This is a genomic window from Dyadobacter flavalbus, assembly GCF_006149045.1.
GTDB lineage: Bacteria > Bacteroidota > Bacteroidia > Cytophagales > Spirosomataceae > Dyadobacter > Dyadobacter flavalbus.
In genome coordinates this window covers 275299-295137 of sequence record NZ_VBSN01000059.1, presented here as the reverse complement: position 1 = coordinate 295137, position 19839 = coordinate 275299, and the positions used below count along the sequence as shown (strand labels likewise).

General features: G+C 46.7%; 9 protein-coding genes. 4 read left to right on the top strand and 5 right to left on the bottom strand.

Features of this window, described 5'->3' with window-relative positions:
- The first annotated feature begins 163 nt into the window (after window positions 1-163).
- The 4 genes from FEM33_RS20235 (at window position 164) to FEM33_RS20220 (ending at window position 11108) form a co-directional block, all read left to right on the top strand.
- On the top strand, window positions 164-4381 hold the full coding sequence (locus FEM33_RS20235; protein ID WP_139013810.1) for a hybrid sensor histidine kinase/response regulator transcription factor: 4218 nt from the start codon (window positions 164-166) through the stop codon (window positions 4379-4381).
- Window positions 4382-4672: 291 nt separating this feature from the next.
- Complete coding sequence (locus tag FEM33_RS20230; protein WP_139013809.1) at window positions 4673-7795, top strand: SusC/RagA family TonB-linked outer membrane protein; 3123 nt, start codon at window positions 4673-4675, stop codon at window positions 7793-7795.
- 30 nt (window positions 7796-7825) lie between these two features.
- A complete protein-coding gene (locus FEM33_RS20225) occupies window positions 7826-9487 on the top strand; it encodes a RagB/SusD family nutrient uptake outer membrane protein (RefSeq protein ID WP_229214323.1) in 1662 nt (553 codons plus the stop codon).
- Window positions 9488-9545: 58 nt separating this feature from the next.
- Window positions 9546-11108, top strand: coding sequence for a glycoside hydrolase (locus FEM33_RS20220; protein WP_139013807.1), 1563 nt, complete (start codon window positions 9546-9548; stop codon window positions 11106-11108).
- A gap of 175 nt (window positions 11109-11283) precedes the next feature.
- Here the strand turns inward: FEM33_RS20220 and FEM33_RS20215 are convergent, their stop codons facing one another.
- The 5 genes from FEM33_RS20215 to FEM33_RS20195 form a co-directional block, all read right to left on the bottom strand.
- Window positions 11284-11628 carry a CBM96 family carbohydrate-binding protein gene (locus FEM33_RS20215; RefSeq protein WP_139013806.1) on the bottom strand — a complete coding sequence of 115 codons (345 nt, stop codon included), beginning with the start codon at window positions 11626-11628 and terminating at the stop codon, window positions 11284-11286.
- A 234-nt stretch (window positions 11629-11862) separates the two neighbouring features.
- Window positions 11863-12852, bottom strand: a complete 990-nt coding sequence (locus FEM33_RS20210; protein ID WP_139013805.1) for a phosphotransferase — start codon at window positions 12850-12852, stop codon at window positions 11863-11865.
- A 647-nt stretch (window positions 12853-13499) separates the two neighbouring features.
- Window positions 13500-15104: an arylsulfatase gene (locus FEM33_RS20205; protein WP_229214322.1), complete on the bottom strand. Its 1605-nt coding sequence runs from the start codon at window positions 15102-15104 to the stop codon at window positions 13500-13502.
- Window positions 15105-15167: 63 nt separating this feature from the next.
- Window positions 15168-16733, bottom strand: a complete 1566-nt coding sequence (locus FEM33_RS20200; protein ID WP_139013803.1) for a RagB/SusD family nutrient uptake outer membrane protein — start codon at window positions 16731-16733, stop codon at window positions 15168-15170.
- 24 nt (window positions 16734-16757) lie between these two features.
- The gene (locus tag FEM33_RS20195; protein ID WP_229214321.1) at window positions 16758-19811 is read right to left on the bottom strand and encodes a SusC/RagA family TonB-linked outer membrane protein; all 3054 of its coding nucleotides are present in this window, start codon (window positions 19809-19811) and stop codon (window positions 16758-16760) included.
- Window positions 19812-19839: the final 28 nt, after the last annotated feature.

Genomic DNA, 19839 nt, shown 5'->3' with positions numbered 1-19839 from the left:
CGGCACTCGCAATTTGCAGAAAGTGAATACCAAAAGGGATTATGTTATAAATTGTCAAACTTTTCCTGAAAATGCACAACGATGTTCTTGTAAAGGAGTGAATTTAGAAATGCACTTCAGGGCAGCCTAATTAAACTGATCCTTACAGGTCGGACTTGCAGGGATGATAAACAGAAGAAGGATCGTGGAGAAAAAATATGCGGGGATACTCACCATCGTGATCGGCTTGTTACTTGGCCTGGCTTTACCCGGTTTGACTTACGGACAAGGTTTGGGCCGGATAACAAGATATTCCATTCAGAATGGCCTTTCGTTTGGTGTCGTAAACAGTATCGCCCAGGACAACAAGGGTTTCCTGTGGTTTGCCACCGGCGATGGACTGAACCGGTTTGACGGCTACTCATTCAAGGTGTTCAGGCACAATCCGGAAGACAAATCCAGCCTTTCGGGAAATTACGTCAAATCTGTACTGAAAGACCGCAATGGTACCATCTGGGTTTCATCACGCAGCGGGCTTAATGAATTTATTGCTGCAAAAGAAAACTTTGCGCACTACGTTCCATCCCGGCAAAAACACGGCATTTCGGATGATGTAAGTGATATTTCCCATGCAGGAAACGGTGATCTGTGGGTGTCGCTGAACGGTTCCGGGTTTGCTGCTTTCAATAAGAAAAGTAAAAAATTCCGGTATTATGACCAGAAAACGCTTCCGGGACTACGCACCAATTCCATCCTGAATGTTTTTGAGGATTCCCGCGGACTGCTCTGGCTCGGGACCCGTGACTCCGGTATCGAGCTTTTTGAAATAGATAATGATAGAAAATTAAAAAAATCGGGTATTGATTTCAGTTTACTTCCAAAAGGCCGTATCAACCAGATTTATGAGGACCATTTTCACAACATATGGATAGCTTCGGGCAAAGGACTTTTTTTCTACAAGAGAAACGAGGCCAAATTCTATACGCTGCATATCAGCACCTTTCATAACAGCAATATTTATCTGTCGCTGGTTGAAAATCAGTCGGGAAAGCTGCTGGTCGGCGTTCAGGACGGCGGCGTATACAGCCTGGACCTCAAAGCCGCACAGCAGACAGCCCCTGAAAATTATTTGTTCGAACAGGTCAAGAACACCCGTAATCAGGGAATTACCCAACGCTCGGTCCAATCTCTTTATCTGGACAAGGACGATAATATCTGGCTGGGGACTTACGGCGAAGGCGTGTATCTGATCGGCAGCATACCCGAAAAATTTCGTCTGTTTGAAAAAAAAGTGACCGACAGCCGGGCAGAAACTTACCTCAGGTATTACGGCATGTGTGCCGACAATGAAGGAAATCTCTGGCTGGGAACGGACGGTGACGGGATTTACAAAACCAGTTCGTCCGGTCAGGTGCTCAAACATTACCGTGCCGACGGCAGCCCCGGAAGCATTACCGACGGCGCCGTCATTTCGGCATACAGGGACAGCGGCGGCAATCTCTGGTTTGGTACTTATTCCAAAGGTTTGTTGCTGTACAATCCATTCAGCGACTCATTTACACCATTTTTGAACGATCCTGAAAAACCGGAAAGCATTCCGGCCAATGATGTAAGGGTAATTTTTGAAGATTCCAGAAAAACAATCTGGGTGGGGACGAACGGCGGCGGACTGGCGCGCCTGGATCGCCGTACAGGAAATTTTACATGGTTTATCCCGTCCAACAGCAGCATCAACTCAAACGACATCAGGGCCATTACGGAGGACAAAAAAGGCAATCTCTGGATCGGAACGTACGGCGGCGGCCTGAACTATCTGGATACCCGCACCATGCAGTTCACCCCGTTCTTCAACAATCCGCGTCAGAGCATTTACCTGTCAAACCAGATCATATTTTCGCTGTATCTCGATGCCCGCGACAGGCTGTTTGTAGGATCGGAAGGAAACGGTCTTCTGATATATGATACGAACAGGAAAACAGCAGTACAATATCTGGAAAAGAATGGTCTGGCCAATAATGTAATCAATGCAATTCAGCCGGAGAGCACGGATAAAATCTGGGTCAGTACCAACAAGGGACTTTCCAGGATTGACCTTTCCAGCAATAAAATAGAAAACTTTGACCAAAGTGACGGACTGCAGTCAGGCCAGTTTAATCCGGGCTCGGTGCTGCATAATGCCAAAGAGGGCTATATCTGCTTTGGAGGAACCGAGGGCTGGAATTTATTTTATCCAAAACAGATCATTACTTCCAAATACAAGCCTTCCGTATTGGTTACCGGCATTCAGTTGTTTGGGAAAAAAGTGGAAGTCGGCAGCAGACAAAACGGCAAAGTCCTTCTCAATGAACCAATCGGGGATAAAACCAGAATTACGCTGGAACCGGACCAGTCGGTTTTTTCCATCCAGTATGCTGCCCTGAATTACGCTTATCCCGAAAAAAGCCAGTTTGCCTACAAGCTCGAAGGCCTGGATAAAGACTGGAACTACGTGCAGTATGAACGCACTGCCACTTACAGATATTTGCCCGCGGGCGATTATGAATTCAAGGTAAAATCTGCCAATCAGGATGGTGTCTGGTTTGAAGATTACAGCAGCCTGTACATCCGCATTCTGCCTCCCTGGTACCAGACCTGGTGGGCTTACCTGCTTTATGTAACGGCTGTCGGCGCAATGATCTATTATTACCGGAAATACCAGGACCGACAGGCAAAACTGAAATATGAAATCCAGCTGGCGCATTTTGAAACGCAAAAGGAAAAGGAACTGAACGAACGCAAGATTTCGTATTTCACCAACATCTCGCATGAATTCCGGACGCCGCTTACCTTGATAATCAATCCGGTAAGAGAATTACTCAACAATGACCCGAACCAGGATGCAGCAAACCTCAATATCATTCACCGGAATGCAAAAAGGCTGCTTAGCCTTGTGGACCAGCTGCTGCTTTTCCGTAAAGCCGACCAGAAACAAGACGAGCTGAACCTGGGCGTTCACGCCCTGCCCGTGCTGATCAAAGATGTGTTTCAATGCTTTCTGCACCAGGCTGAACAGAAGAATATTCAGTATGAATTCGTATGCGAAAAAGAAGATCTGGAAATCACAGCGGACATCGAAAAACTGGAAATTGCACTGTTCAATCTCATTTCCAATGCCATTAAATTCACACCCGACCATGGCCGTGTGACGGTCAGGCTTTCGGATAAAGGCGAGCAGATCGAGATTCGGGTAGAAGATACGGGCATAGGAATTCCTGCTGACGCCGGCGATCAGATTTTCTCTGTGTTTCATCAGTATCCCGACAAGCGGGCCGTATCCAAAGGCGGATTCGGCATCGGTCTTTTTCTGGCAAAAACCTTTGTACATAACCATTTTGGTGAACTCACGTACACATCCCGACCATCGGAAGGAACCACTTTTAAAATGCGGCTCTGGAAAAATCACCCCGAGTTGAAATTAAGCAAAGCCGAAGAAAATCACTTGCACCATTTCTCGGTTTTCCTGGAAGAATTATCCGTTCCGGACATGGTACCTTCCGGCGAAACGGACAGCGAATCGGAAAATACAAAACCAGTTACCGAACAACTGAATGCGAAAAAGCCCACCATGCTGATCGTGGACGACGATGACGAAATGCTCAAATACCTGGCCGGAATGTTTCAGGAAAAATACAGGCTCATCGAGGCCGGAAGCGGCGAACAGGGATTGCTGCAGATCAAAAAACATGCGCCGGACATTGTCATCAGCGATGTGATGATGGGCGGCATGTCGGGCATAGAAATGTGCTCGAAAATGAAAGAGGACATGGCGGTAAGCCACATCCCGATTGTATTGCTGACAGCAAGTTCATCGCCGGAATCAAGGCTGAAAGGGATTGAAGGCGGAGCGGACGATTACATCAGCAAACCTTTTGACAAGGACCTTTTAATTGCCAAAGTTGCTTCCATTCTGAAAAACAGGAACGATCTTCAGAAGTATTTTTATAATGAGATCACGCTGCAATCCGGTGATACCAAGATTTCGCCGGAGTACAAGGAATTCCTGCAGCGCTGCATTGCCATTGTAGAAAGCCACATAACCAATCCTGAATTCAACATCAAAGTGCTGGCATCGGAAATCGGGATGAGCCATTCTACTTTATACAACCGGATCAAGTCCATTTCAGGTCAGTCTACAAACGGGTTTATACGGTTTATCCGATTGCGGCGCGCGGCTGAAATAATGATCAGCAGCGACATGACGATTATGGAAACGGCGGAACAGGTGGGCATCAACGACATCAAGTATTTCCGGGAACAATTCAGCAACCTGTTCGGCATGAAGCCTTCTGAATATATAAAAAAATACAGAAAACCTTTCCACCGACAACATCCGCTCAGCAAGGAAATTTTCAAACCAAAATGAAGGTTTGTCACCAGAATATTGAAATATGTTAAGTTACAAATGCCTGATTCCAATAAAATCAGGCATTTTTATTGATATACCCCCCTTTTAATGTGAAAATGCCCCCTGCCGGCAACATTCAAATAATCCTACTTTTGGTTGGTCAGTTAATAAATCCGGATCCGGTTTCAGGAAATGATTATTATTCCAAGATCGGCATTTGTCCAGCCGCTCCTGTCAAGAAAAAAGAGCCTCACCCGGGATTATTGCTGATTCACAAGCCCATTATTTACCCATCAAAATCATTTACGTATGAAAAAAATTTTTCATAAACACGCTGTATATTGTCAGCTGTCTTACGGAAAACTCAGATCGGCCGCGCTGTTAACCATGCTGCTCTCAGCGCTGTCTGCATTTTCCTATGGACAGGCATTTACAGTAAAAGGAGTAATCACCGCCGAGAACGGCGAAACGCTTCCCGGAGCCAGTGTGATCCTGAAAGGAACCTCCACCGGTACCACTACGGATGTGGACGGAAAATATGCGATTAACCTTGCCGACGGCAACGGCACGCTTGTATTCACCTACATCGGCTATGTGGCGCAGGAAGTGGCCGTTGCAAACCGCAGCCAGATCGACATCAAGCTGGCCGCAAACGACAAGACGCTGAACGAGATCGTCGTTGTCGGATACGGAACGCAGAAAAAAGCAACGCTGACGGGTTCGGTGTCAGAAGTAAAAGGGGCCGACATCGTGAAAAGTCCCCAGCCCAATCTTTCCAATTCACTGGCTGGACGATTTTCCGGTTTTGTGGCCAACAACCGCGGCGGCGAACCGGGATATGACGGGTCGAGCTATACGATACGCGGTTTTGCTTCGACGGGCAACAATGACGTACTGATCGTGGTGGACGGAATTCCCGGACAGGTCGGCGGTCTGGATCGCCTTGACCCGAATGATATCGAAAGCATTTCCATTCTTAAAGATGCTTCGGCAGCCGTATATGGCAGCCGCGCTGCTAACGGCGTTATTCTGGTAACTACCAAACGCGGAACAACCGGAAAACCTGTTATCTCGTACAGTTTCAATCAGGGCTTCTCCTCTCCTACCCGTTTGCCCAAACTGGCCGATGCAGCAACTTATGCAACGATCCTGAACGAAATCGATTATTACAATAATCCAGACGGCGGAATGAACCAGTATTATTCGGCTGAGGAAATTGAAAAATTCAGGAACGGATCGGACCCTGTGAATTATCCGAATACCGACTGGCAAAAAGTGGCGCTGAAAAACTTTGCACTACAAAACCAGCACAATCTGGGTATCAACGGCGGTACCGAAAATGTTAAATACTACGTCTCGCTCGGAACGATTTATCAGGACGGGCTTTACCGCAGCGGCGCTACGAAATACAAGCAATACAACTTCCGCTCGAATATCGACGCCAACATCACAAAAGATTTCAAAGTGAGCCTCGGGTTGTCAGGACGGCAGGAAAACAGAAATTTCCCGATTTCTTCCGCTGAAAATACATTCCGTTCCATTTACCGCGCCTACCCTACTGTCATTGACCGTTTCCCGAACGGAAATTACTCAACGGGTGTCGAAAACAGCAATCCGGCTGTCCTGGGAACCGATATAGGCGGTACCAGCAGCAATCCGACTTCGATTTTCAACGGGATTGTGAGAGCGAGTTACAACCTGCCTTTCATAGACGGCTTGTCGGTGGACGGTTTTTACTCGGTAGACAAATCGTTCAATTTCACAAAGACTTTCTCCGTTCCGTATACGCTTTATAATTACAACAAAACCGCTGACAGCTATTCGCAGGTTGTAACGGGCGGTTCTGCGGGCAAGGCATCACTTGCCCAGAAGCAGATTAACCTGACCAACATTACGCAGAATATCAGGCTGAGTTATCTGAAACACATTGGCAAGCACAACATCAATACGTTTGTGGCTTACGAGCAGAACAAGAGAAATGAAATCACTTTCGAGGCATCGAGGATCAACTATCCGACGGTATCAACGCCCGAACTTTCGCAGGGCGGCGCTGCTGCAACGGACAAGAACAATTCCGGAAGCAGTTACAATTTTACCCGGAAAAGCTTTATCGGACGTTTTGCATATGATTTCAGTGAAAAATACCTGGCGGAAGTACAGGCTCGCGTAGACGGATCGTCTATTTTCCCGAAAGGCAAGCAATATGGCTTTTTCCCTTCGGTTTCTGCCGGGTACCGCATTTCGGAAGAAGACTGGTTCAAGAATACGGTCCGTTTTATCGATGACCTGAAATTCCGCGCTTCCTACGGATCACTGGGTAATGACAACGTGGGACAGTTTCAGTTCTACAACAACTATTCTTTCAACAATCAGTATGTACTTGGCAATAACGTTATTACGCCTGGAATTGACCTGACCAAACTGGCGAACCCGAACATTACATGGGAAACGGCCAAGAAAATGGATATCGGCCTGAACGCCATATTCCTGAAAAACTTCAATGTTGAAGTCATCTATTTTAATCAGAAACGTTCCAATATCCTGGCTGCGCGCAATGCATCGATCCCGAACACTTCCGGAATTGTAAACCCGCACGGCTCCGGTGCTCTGGTGCCGGATGAAAACCTTGGAAAGGTGAACAGCAGCGGCTTTGAAGCAACGCTGGGCTACAATCATGCCGGAACATTCAGATATAACATTTCGGGAAACATCACTTACGCCAAAAGCAAGATCATTTTCAAAGATGAAGCGCCCGGCGCACTGGATTACCAGCGCGAAACAGGCGGACCGCTTTATACGTATCTTGTTTATAAAACAACGGGCATTTACCGCACGCAGGCTGATCTGGACCAGTACCCGCATCTGGAAGGCGCCCAGCCGGGTGACCTGATTCTGGAAGATTACAATAAGGACGGCAAGATCACGGCAGACGACAAAGTAAGAACGGAATACGGAAATGTGCCTTTGCTTACATACGGTGTGGTTTTCAATGGCGGATACAAGGCATTTGATCTTTCCGTTGTTTTTTCAGGACAAGGGATGGTAAGCCAGTATGTACTTCCCGAATCGGGCCAGGTCGGCAACTTTTACAGCAGCTGGGCCGATAACAGATGGAGCCCGTCGAACCCGGAAGGAAGTTTTCCGCGCGCCGATACCCGTGCTTCGTCGTCGATCAACGGCGGGTTGAACCAGAACGATTTCTGGCTGAACAATGCCTCGTTTGTAAGGCTTAAAAACGTGGAACTGGGCTATACGCTTCCGAAAGCGGCTTTGTCCAAAATCAAAATCTCGTCATTAAGAATATATGCCAGCGGATTCAACCTGTTCACCCTGACCGGTGTAAAAGATTACGATCCGGAAGGAAGTCAGGGAAGCGGACAGTTTTACCCGCAGCAACGAATCATGAACCTTGGACTGAATATCAAGTTTTAATTGAAAAGAAAAATGAAGTATATAAAAAGAATGACCGTTTTATCAGCGCTTGCTGCGTCGATGTGCCTGGTATCCTGCAAGGAAAATTTCCTGGATGTAGTTCCTACCGACCGCGTATCAGATGCTTCCATCCTGTCGGACTCGGTGCTGTTTGAGGCTTTTGTAACCAACCGTTATATGGGAACCAGGCTTACAGACAAAGAAGCCGAAGGAACATTGCCCGGTTTTGGACGCGGTTTTGAATACGCCATGTGGTCATCGCTGACAGATGAATCCATTTACAATAACGACGACAACACCTGGCTGATCCAGCGCGGACAGATCGCTCCCGAAAACACCGGCATTGCAGGTACTTTCTGGGGAAGAAGCTACCGCAGTATCCGCGAAGTAAATTATGCGCTTGCCAATATAGACAAGGTCCCGATGAGTGAAGGGAAAAAGAAGATGCTCCGGGGCGAACTGCAGTTTATCCGCGCATTCCGTTATCATGACCTTATCCGCAATTACGGCGGTGTGGTGCTGATGGGCGACAAGGTGAGCGAGATCAGCGATGACCTGACAAGCCAGGATCTTTTCAACCGTGCAGACATCAAAGCCAGCATCGACTACGCAACGGCGCAGCTTGATGAAGCGGCTGCATTGCTGCCGGAGTCCAATGACAACAATACATGGAAACTGGGCCGGGCGACAAAAGGCGCAGCCATGGCGTTAAAATCAAGATTATTGCTTTATGCAGCCAGTCCGTTGTACAATGCCGGCACATGGCAACAAGCGGCTGCGGCAGCCAAGGCAGTAATGGATATGAATAAATACAGCCTGTACACAGGCGGTTATGGCAGCCTTTTCACCACAACGGATAATCCGGAAATCATCTTCGGAAGATTGTATGCCGTCGGTGCGCGCCACGTATGTCTGGAAATAGCCAACGGTCCGAACAGCTATAATGCATGGGGCGGCAATGTGCCTTTGCAGAACATCGTGGATGATTACGAAATGATGGACGGCACCAAAATCACCGATGCAAAAACAAGTTACGACCCGCAGAATCCGTACAAAAACCGTGATCCGAGGTTTTACGCAACCATTTTGTACAACGGTGCAACGTACAGAAACAGCATCATCGAGACTTATACGCCGGGCGGCAAAGACAGTAAAGACGGCCCTTCCAACTGGAATACTTCCAAAACGGGCTATTATCTCAGAAAATTCATGAACGACAATCTTCCCATTGACAATCCGTGGGACGTAGCCGGGACACAAACATGGATTTACTTCCGTTATGCAGAAATCCTGCTGAATTATGCCGAGGCACAAAATGAAGCGGTTGGGCCGGATGCTTCTGTATATGCAGCGATCAATGCAATTCGTCAGCGGATCGGGGTTGCCATGCCGGCGCTTCCTGCCGGACTTACACAGGCTCAGATGAGAGAACGCATCCGCAACGAGCGCCGCATTGAGCTGGCTTTTGAAGAGCATCGTTTTTATGACGTGCGCCGCTGGAAAATTGCGCTGGAAAAAGAGAACAAACCTGCTTACGGCATCGAAATCGGCAAGAATGGAACAGCTTATACCTACAAGCAAAAAGAAGCGCTGACAGGCAAAAGCTTTACCGAAAAGCAATACTGGCTGCCGATTCCCCGCGCGGAAATTCAGGCATCGAACAATAAGCTTACACAAAATCAGGGATATTAATTGAATAAAAACGGCCCTTTTCTCTAACCGGGAAAAGGGCTTTTTATATACCTCAGCCATGCCATCAGACAGCATTTACAGAAATTTAACTTTTTTATGTTTTTTCCTGACCGTCGTTTCCTGCAAGTCCGCCGAAAAAACAGCCGGGATCCCGAAAACGGACCAGGCACTGACCATCACCATCAATCCTGCCAGAACGTATCAGTCCATAGATCATTTCGGTGCCTCGGATGCATGGGCGTGCCAGTTTGTAGGCAACTGGCCGGATGCAAAAAGAAATGCCATTGCGGATCTTCTTTTCAGTCAGGAATCAGGCGCGGACGGCCAGCCAAAAGGCATTGGCCTGTCAATCTGGCGCTTCAATATCGGAGCAGGCACAGCCGAACAGGGCGAGCAAAGCGGTATCCGGGACGAATGGCGCCGGGCCGAATCCTTTCTGAATAACGATGGAACTTATAACTGGGATAAACAAGCCGGCCAGATCTGGTTCCTGAATGCAGCCAAGGCGCGGGGCGTCAATGAATTTCTTGCCTTTCCGAACAGTCCGCCGGTGCAGCTTACGGTCAACAAAAAAGGATATGCGCATAACGGAAAGCCCAACCTTGCGGCCTCTAACTTTCCTCAATTTGCAACGTATCTTGCCGATGTAATCACGGGTGTCAGCAAGAAAACGGGCATCACTTTCAATCACATCAGCCCGGTCAATGAACCGCAATGGGACTGGAGTGACGGCGGCCAGGAAGGAACGCCTTTTTACAACAATGAAATTGCGCAGATTACCCGGTCGCTCAGTTCCGCTTTATCCGGACAAAAACTCAGCACAAAGATTGACATCGCCGAAGCGGGACAAATTGAATACCTCTATTCAGAGCATAACAAACAGGATCGTCAGAATCAGATTTATGCATTTTTTGACAAAGCCTCGGCAAATTATGTCGGCGACCTGCCGAATCTTTCCAGATCCATTTCGGGACACAGCTATTTCACTACATCACCGTACAAAGCCGCGGCTGACAAAAGAACCAAGCTGGCCGAAAGCCTGAGAAACGTTGACGGTCTGAAATACTGGATGTCGGAATATTGTATTTTGGGCGACAATGAAGGCGAAATTAAAGGAGAAGGAAAAGATCTGGGCATAGACGCCGGATTGTACATAGCAAAAGTAATACACAATGATCTTGTAAATGCCAACGCTTCTGCCTGGCACTGGTGGCTGGCCATTTCGCCGTATGATTATAAAGACGGGCTGATCTCGATTGATAGAAACAAAACAGACGGAAATCTTCAGCCTACCAAAATGCTCTGGGCACTGGGCCAATACAGCCGATTTGTACGTCCGGGTGCGGTAAGAACAGCCGTTACGGTGGCCGGAGATGAAAAGGATCTGCTGGTCTCTTCCTTTTTAAATACGAACGGAGAACTTGTCAGCGTCATCATCAATTCCGGAACACAAGCCAGGGAATTTACCCTGAAATCGGGTCAGGAAAATTTTCAGGTTAAAAGTGCATACCAGACTTCCGGTAACGCCAGCCTTGAACCGGTAAATACAACCGGCTTTTCAAAAGGAATTTCAGTTAATCCGAAAAGCATTTTAACAATCATCGGAAAAGCAGATAAATAAGTAATTCGATGCAACGGATACGCTTTTGGTTCATTGCATAAATTCATATTCAAAAGGCCCGGCGAACTGATTTTCAATTAGCCGGGCCTTTTTCATTAACAAAATTTGCATGCAATCAAAAATCAAATTTCACATTTTACATCTCACATCTCACAAAAAACTTCAAAAATTACATTCATTCCGTAACAAGCACTTTCAACACTTCAATTGTGGCGGCAGAACGGACTTTCAACAAATACAGCCCTTTGCTCAGCGATAGCCCGGAAATGTCTACTTCGGTCTTCGCCGATTTTTGTTCAGGCAATGCAAGATCATAAGTTCTTCCCGGCTTGCTGATCAGCTGCAACGAAACGGCGCCTTCATGTTTTTCCTTGCTGTGAAAATACATTTTCCGGTTTCTGGCCGTAGGGTTTTTCAAAATAATGCTCACGATCCGATCAGATCCAAACTGCGCACGGACATGTTCGGTCACATCCAGTTCATAATATTTGGCTTCGTCATTAACATCTGCATAGCTCAACCAAATATAATTATGATATATGTGCAGATAGTATAACTATTCAATAAATACTGAATTTAATTCGGGAAATTTCAGAGGCAGCAAAGTCGTTTGGGATTAATATAATTGCATGGGAACAATATGTACAACAGCCATGTATTTTTTTACAAAATGAAGTAGTTTTTCCATGTAATTGCCCGCTGTTACACAAACACTTTTCGTTTTATTGATATGCCTGAAAAATATCAAAGCTTTTCAAGCCACTTTTGTAATCTCGTAATACCTTTTTACCAATCCGTTAATAAATCTTTTCAGATAATTCTCATTCAGAAAGACATTTGAATAGTTTTCAAACCGCTCGCATTGAACACCCAGATAAAAAAAATACAAGCTTAATCCCAGCACCGGAACAAGCGCTTTTTCATTTGTGCTGATTTTTGTAACCGATTCATACCCAGAAAAGAAGTTCTCAATTTTAGGCGTGTAATCCTTTGCTTCATACTTTTCAATATTGTGCAGTTGCATGACATAGTAAGCAATGTCAAAACAAAGCCAGCCGTTTCCGCAAAAATCAAAATCAAAGATTGTTATTTCGTTTTTATCCGTCACATTCAGGTTGTCAAACCAGATATCCAGATGCACAATTCCATTACGGATTGTATCGCCGTTTACTTTTGAAAATTCATGCAGCAAATACTTTTGCATCGACTTCATGAACTGCATTTCCGCTGTTTCCGGCGGTAGAAACAATTCCAGTTTTTTCAGTGCATCCACAAGTACGATTTCCGGTGTGTAATGAACCCTTTTCAATGTCCGGTTAAGCGTAATTTCATGAAAACGGCCTATTAACTGTCCTATTTTATAATGGGTTTCTGCCGGAACATCGTGCAGCTTTTCACCTTTTGCATAACTAAATAAAACAGCAAACCTGTCACCTTCCGGTGCATTCAGTATTTGAATGAAATTGTCTGCATGATCCGCAACCGGATAAGAAACAGAAATCTGATTGACACGTAGCAAGTTCAGTAAATTCAGTTCTTCCTCGATTTCAATCCTTGTCCGCCAGCCTGCGCTGTAAACCCTGAAAACAAACTGCTGCAAATCATCATTAACGAGATATGTGTCATTGATGCCCGCCCGGATCAGCCTGCATCTGGTGTTTTTACCCAATGCATATTTTGTTTGTATAAACAGCCCGAGATGTTCGGCAGAGAGATTGGAATTGGTTACCGGAAAGTGCGCCATTTGTGCCTGGAATATAAAATGGCTAAGTTAATTATTATATGCTGTTATTGGCAATTTGTATTTGGTTGTCAGCTTTTTGTTCCGGCAAATTACATATGGTAATTTATTCTTGCTCCGGAGGAGCATTCTGTTTTTTGCATAAGGAAACCCCGTCCGGGGTTAAAATCTTTTTTCATGTATTTCACATTTTCTACAAACAGGAAACCGCTCTGCGGTTATTGGTTGCTCCGGAGGAGCTCTCTGTTTGTAGCAATTCAATGCGGTATTTTGATTTTTTTGTTCCGGAGGAGCATCCTGTTTCTTGCTTAAGGAAACCCCGTCCGGGGTTAAAATCTTTTTTCATGGATTTCACATTTTCTATAAACAGGAAACCGCTCCGCAGTTATTGGTTGCTCCGGAGGAGCCCTCTGTTTGTAGCAATTCAATGCGGTATTTTGATTTTTTTGCTCCGGAGGAGCATCCTGTTTCTTGCTTAAGGAAACCCCGTCCGGGGTTAAAAACCATTTTCATGTATTCCGTATTTTCTACAAACAGGATACCGCTCCGCGGTTATTGTTACTTATCTCCGATTCGATATCATTTATACATAAATAAAAAAATAAAGACCTTCACAGGAAGGTCTTTATTAACGCTAAAACCAGAATAATTTACTTTATTGACGCTGCTTCGTTTTTTGCTTTTTCGTAATCATAAAACCATTTGAAATCCTTGTCATAGGGTTCCGCGCCCACTCTTTTGTACCACGCTGCATACTTTTCTTCCAGCTCTTTAACCACTTCCGGATATTTTGAAGAAAGATCGGCCAGCTCGGTGCGGTCTTTTTCTATGTCATACAACTGCCATTTTTCCGAACGTTCGGCGACCAGTTTCCATTTTCCGTCCCGGATGGCCCGGTTGCCTTCATGCTCCCAGAAAATCGGGTTTTTCCGGCTAATCGGTTTTCCGGTAAATGCCGGCCTCAGACTGGCGCCTTCCAGTGGCTGAATGGGCTGGTTATTGTATGTTGCCGGATATTTTGCACCGCCAAGATCAACCAACGTAGCCATGATATCAATGATGTGTGCGGGCTGTTTTTCAAATTTCCCGTTCCGGCTTGCCGGTATTCCTGCCGGCCAGGAAATGATGCCCGGCGACGAAATGCCGCCTTCATGCGTATGATGCTTGTAAGCCCAGAATGGTGTACAAGCTGCTTCTGCCCAGCCCTGACCGATAAACACCGCGGACTCTGCCGAACCCGGTTTTTCTCCTTCAAACTTCCCTTCAATGCCCGGCTCTGCATTGCCGCCGTTGTCCGAAACAAAAAGGATGACGGTATTATCAAAAACGCCTCTCTTTTTCAAACCGTTGACCAGATCCCCGATACTCTTGTCGAGCCTGTAAATCACAGCGGCATAAATTGCCATCATATGGTCGTATTTTTCCTTCTCTGCCTGGCTCAGACTTTCCCATTTCGGCACATTGGGATTAATCGGCGGCAGTTTCCATGACGGATCAATAAGGCCGAGCCGGATCTGCTTTTCATAGCGCTCCTGACGAAGTTTTTCATAACCTTTCAGATATTTTCCTCTGAATCTGGCTATGTCTTCTTCCGGAGCCTGTAAAGGAAAATGCGGTGCATTGTGCGCCAGATACAGCATAAACGGCTTTTTGGCAGCAATTCCTTCATCGATAAACCGGAGCCCGAAGTCGGTCCAGAGATCGGTTGTGTACCATTTTGCAGGCAGCTTGTCCGAATCATTGGCCAGCTCTTCGCCGTTCAGAAACAGCTTGGCTCCTTTTCCGGCACCGTAATAAAATCCGCCTGCGGGCGCATTCAGCGAACGGTCAAAACCGCGCTTCCACGGAACGGTTCCGTGCGGCTGCCCTACATGCCATTTTCCCGTCATGGCCGTAAAGTAACCTGCGCTTTTCATCACTTCGGCAATGGTCACACTTTTATCGTTCAGCTGTGCACGGTAAGCGGGATGATCTGCGCCTTTGTCTTCCATCATGTGGCCGATCCCGGCCTGATGGCTGTATACGCCTGTCAGCAACGCAGCACGGGTCGGGCAGCAGCGTGCCGTGTTATAAAAACTGGTCAGCCGTACTCCGTTCCGGGCAAGATTATCCAGGTTCGGCGTCGGGATTTCACTTCCGTAACATCCAAGATCGGCGTAACCGAGATCATCTGCTAGAATGACAATGACGTTCGGCTTTTGCTGGGCAAAAGAGGTATAAGTTGTAAAAAGCATCAACAGTAATACTGATTTCAATTTTGTATGCATGTTCCCTGCGTTTAAGTCCGTTTTAATATTTATTTTAAAAAAATTGATCTGTTACTCCCAGAGAACATTCTGCTTTAATAGCGGGTTGTTATCAAGCTCCGTCTGCGGGATCGGGTACAGGTAATTTTTCTCGGTCGCATTGGTTTTACCTACTTTTTGCAGGCTTTTCAATAAAATTCCGTTGCCGTCTGCGTCTTTCTCACGGATCAGGTCAAACCATCTCTGGTATTCATATACGAGTTCCAGCCTTCTCTCAAAATAAACCGAATCACGAAACTGGTTTTTTGTTAACCCAGCCGTCAGGTTTGGCAGACCGGCTCTTGCCCGCACTCTGTTGATTGATTTATAGGCTTTTACAGTCGGGCCGTTTACTTCATTTTCAGCTTCGGCGTGGATCAGCAGCAGTTCCGCATAACGGATGATCGGCACGTTGGCTTCGGAGTTTGAGGTTACAGCCGTGTTGTTCGGGTCCCACCATTTGTTCCAGAATGGCGTGGAATCATTTGGAACAGCCGGGTTCACAAGCGGCAATGCGTATTTTTTTCCATTGGCCGGACTGGTAAAACTTCTTACAAAAGTTACAGCCCTGCGCTTGTCCGTAGGTTTGAAAAGTTTGTAAATACTGAAAAACTTATCCTCTCCTTCCGTGTAGTAACGAACCATATGCGCATAGTTTCCGGTCAGGCCGGGAATGGCGGAGAAAATCGCACGGGACATTTCATTATTTCCCTGATTATAGGAATTTGCTTTCATCTGCGCAGAAAATATGTGCTCCGTGCCGTTTTTAAAAGCCGGCAGGAAAACCTTTGCATAATCCGTTGCCAGATCATAACCGTAAACCCCCGTTCCGCCGTCGGCCGGCGACAAGGCTTCTTCCGCTTTGGAAATGGCCTTTTGGTAATTTTCCGCCAGCTTTAAGGGAAGCGATGCCTTGATCAGATATACTTTTGCCAGCAGCGCTTTGGCAGCTCCGGAAGTTGCTCTTCCCAAATCCGGCGAACTGTAAGAAGCAGGCAAAACGGCTGCGGCTTCGGTTAAATCTTTCTCAATCTGTGCATATACATCAGCGGACGGGCTTTTTGCAATGGCATAATCAGACGGTGAAACGTAATTCTGATATTCGGTAACCAGAGGCACATCGCCGTAAAGCCGTACAAGGTTGAAGTAAAACAATGCTCTGAGAAATTTGGCTTCGCCCAGAATCCTTTCCTTATTGCCCGGAATACTGAAACTGATTGCCGGAATTTTGTTCAAAACCACATTGTCCTTACGGATAGCGGCATAATGCTGCTGCCAGATTTCATAAACCCGCAGATTACTGGAAGAATGCGACTGCACCGCCAGCGACCGTACGTCCGGATTCGTTGCGCCGGGTCCCGGATCTTCGTCATCGCTGCCCATGTTCATGCCCGTGTTGAACAAAGTATTGTAGGGCGTCTGAATCCTTCCGGAATTCAGGAAAAAGTATACGGCATTAATCGCGGTATTGGCATCGGATTCCGTTTTGTAATACTGTTCTTCGGTTATTACCGAAGCGGGTTCTTCGGTCAGGAATTCTTTGCAGGAAGCAATGAACAGCGTGCTGAGCGCGAGAGCGAGGTAAGAATATTTTTTCATTTTAAAAATCAATTGGAATGGCTATCAGAATGTCAGCGATAAACCGACCTGATAAGATTTGTTGTTCGGGTACACACTGTCGTCCACGCCTTTGTTGATCAGGCTTTGTCCGTTGGAACTCACTTCCGGATCAAAACCGGTGTATTTGGTCCAGGTGATGGCATTCTGGGCAGACACATAAATCCGCAGCGACTGAATGCGCACTTGCGAAAGCAATGCTTTTGGCAGTGAATAACCGAATGAAATATTTTTCAGCCTGTAATAGGTAGCATCTTCAATGAAGCGGTCCGAAATGGTGATCGCAGGGTCCTGATAAGCTTCTTTCACGTCCGTATCGGTGTTTGTCGGGGAATAGCGGTTCAGAAGTTCACGCGATGCATTGGTGTAACCCGTTCCCAGTTCAAGGTTTGCACGGTTTACATTGTACAGTTTGCCGCCAACGGAAGTCTGGAAGAAAACGGCCAGATCAAATCCTTTGTAATTGAAAGTGTTGGTCAGTCCGGCAGTGAATTTGATCTGGTTGTCAATGACTTCTCTGTCGCCGGCCTGCGTGATTTTGCCGTCGCCGTCCAGATCTTTGAACTGCTGTCCGCCCGGCCCTTTGTTGGCCTGCGGCGTCAGTGCGGTTTCACCATCCTGAATCACGCCGTCGGTTTTATACACGATGAATGAACCCAGCGGATGGCCGACTTTCGCGATGGATGGCGCCGAACTGGAAGGAATATACTGGTTTACGCCTGCGCCCAGATCCAGGATTTTGTTTGTATTGCGTGCAAAAATGAAGATCGAATTCCATTTCAGATCACCCGTCAGATTCTGGGAATTAATGGCCAATTCAAAACCCTTGTTTGAAACCGCGCCTACATTCTGGTAAATCGTGGAACCTTGCCCGGAATAGAAATCGGATAATCCTGATGTTCCCGGTACCGTTCTCGTAAGCAGCAGATCCGTGGTTTTCTTGTAATAATAATCCGCAGTAATGTTCAGGCGGTCTTTGTACAAACCGATGTCCAGTCCGGCATCCACCTGAAAAGTCTTTTCCCATCCCAGATTTTTGTTGGATACCGTACTCGGCGCATAACCTGAAACTGTACTCGATGAAAAATTATACGGATAATAAGTCAGCTGCGCAAGCGACTGATACGGCGGAATGCTCTGGTTCCCGGTCGATCCGGCGCTCAACCGCAGTTTCAGCAGGCTGACTTTCGTGATATTTTTGAAAAATTGTTCATTGGCAATGTTCCAGCCCAATGCTGCGGAAGGAAAGTAACCCCATTTATTTCCGGCCCCGAATTTGGAAGAACCGTCTGCACGAAGCGTGAACGTCACCAGATAACGGTCGTCAAAAACATAATTGATACGGCCCAGATAAGATGCCAGCGCAAAGTCGGTCGAAGATGAGCCCGGCGTTCTGTTGGTGATTCCTGTTCCAAGATTATTGTAGCCGAAAGCGTCGGATGAAAACCCGGCTGCCTCGGCAATGGCTCCTTTTGACTGTGACTGCTGGGCAGTAAAACCGATTACGGCGTTGATCCTGTTTTTATCATTAAGCTCTTTATCGTAACTTAATATATTTTCATTCAGCCAGTTCGTCGTAAAAATGGAACCTACCAAAGCATTTCCGTTCAGAGCCGTGCCTTCGTAAGTCGAAATCGGCAAATAGCGGTTCTGCTTGTTGTCCACGACATCCGCCCCGACCAGCACTTTGGCTTTGAGGCCTTCAATAATCGTATATTCAGCCGAAATATTTCCTAAAAAACGATTGGTAATGGTTTGGTTCAGCTGATTGTAAAGTGAATTGATCGGGTTGGCATAAACGGTTTCAAACGGACTGAACTTGACGAATTTTCCGTCTTCCTGATAAATCGGCAGAGACGGCGGCGTCAGGACCAGCGCGGAAACGACCGATGCGGGAGCCACGTTGGCTTTGGTATGGCTCCCGGTAATGCTGGACGTAAACCTTAACTTATCGCTGTAACTGTGATCAATGTTGAAGCGGGCCGAAAGCCTGTTGAAATCGGTATTCTGAAGAACGCCATTCTGTTTCAGGTAATTGGCTGAAATCCCGAGCCTTGTTTTGTCCGAACCGGAAAGAATGGAAATGCTGTGACTTTGCTGCGTCGCCTTTCTGAAAGCTGCCGCCTGCCAGTCGGTCCCCGCTCCCGTTGTATCCAGTGAAAACCCGATTACGCTGGGCAGAACCGGCGTTTTGCCCGAGTTAAAGGCTGCATCTTTCCGGAGCTGCCACCACTCGCCTGCATTCATCAAGGGCAAAGTCCGGATCACTTCCTGTCTTCCGAAATAGGATTCATAAGTAATCGAAGACTTGTTTTTGGAACCGCCTTTTGTTGTGATAATTACAACGCCGTTTGCTCCTCTTGATCCGTAAATTGCGGTTGCCGAAGCATCTTTCAGTACGTCAATGGATTCAATATCAGCCGTGTTCAGAAAGGAAAGCGGATTGATTTTGGAACCGGCCGTTACACCGGCATCGCTCACACCGTAATCATTATTGATCGGAAAGCCGTCGATTACATACAACGGATCGCTTCCTGCAGTAATGGAGTTGCTCCCTCTGATCTGGACGCTGACGCCACCGCCCGGCTGCCCGGAGGTCTGCGTTACGGTTGCACCCGCAATGGAACCCTGAAGTAACCTTTCTACGGAAACAACAGGCTGCGATTTGATTTCAATGGGAACGGAAGAAACGGAACCGGTAATGTCCTTTCTTTTTTGCTCGCCATAACCGATCACCACCACTTCATTCAGCAAATTGGCCGTTTTCAGGACCACTTCCACCGGCTCCTCCGACAGTTCATAAATTTCAATTTCCTGCTGCTGAAAACCGGTAATATTGATTTGTAATGTAAACGGAAATTCTTTGGAAGCAGGAATACTGAACTTTCCATCCAGGTCGGTAACGGTGTTTTTGGACGTGCCTTTTTCAATGATGGTAGCGCCGGGCAATCCCATTCCGGTTTCATCCTTTACAACTCCGGTGATGATATCCTGCGCATTTGCGAAAGTAGAGGCAAAGAGCAAGGTGCCCAATACTGCTATCAGGTAAATGTTTTTCATGATGACTTTTTTTAAAATAACTGCTCTG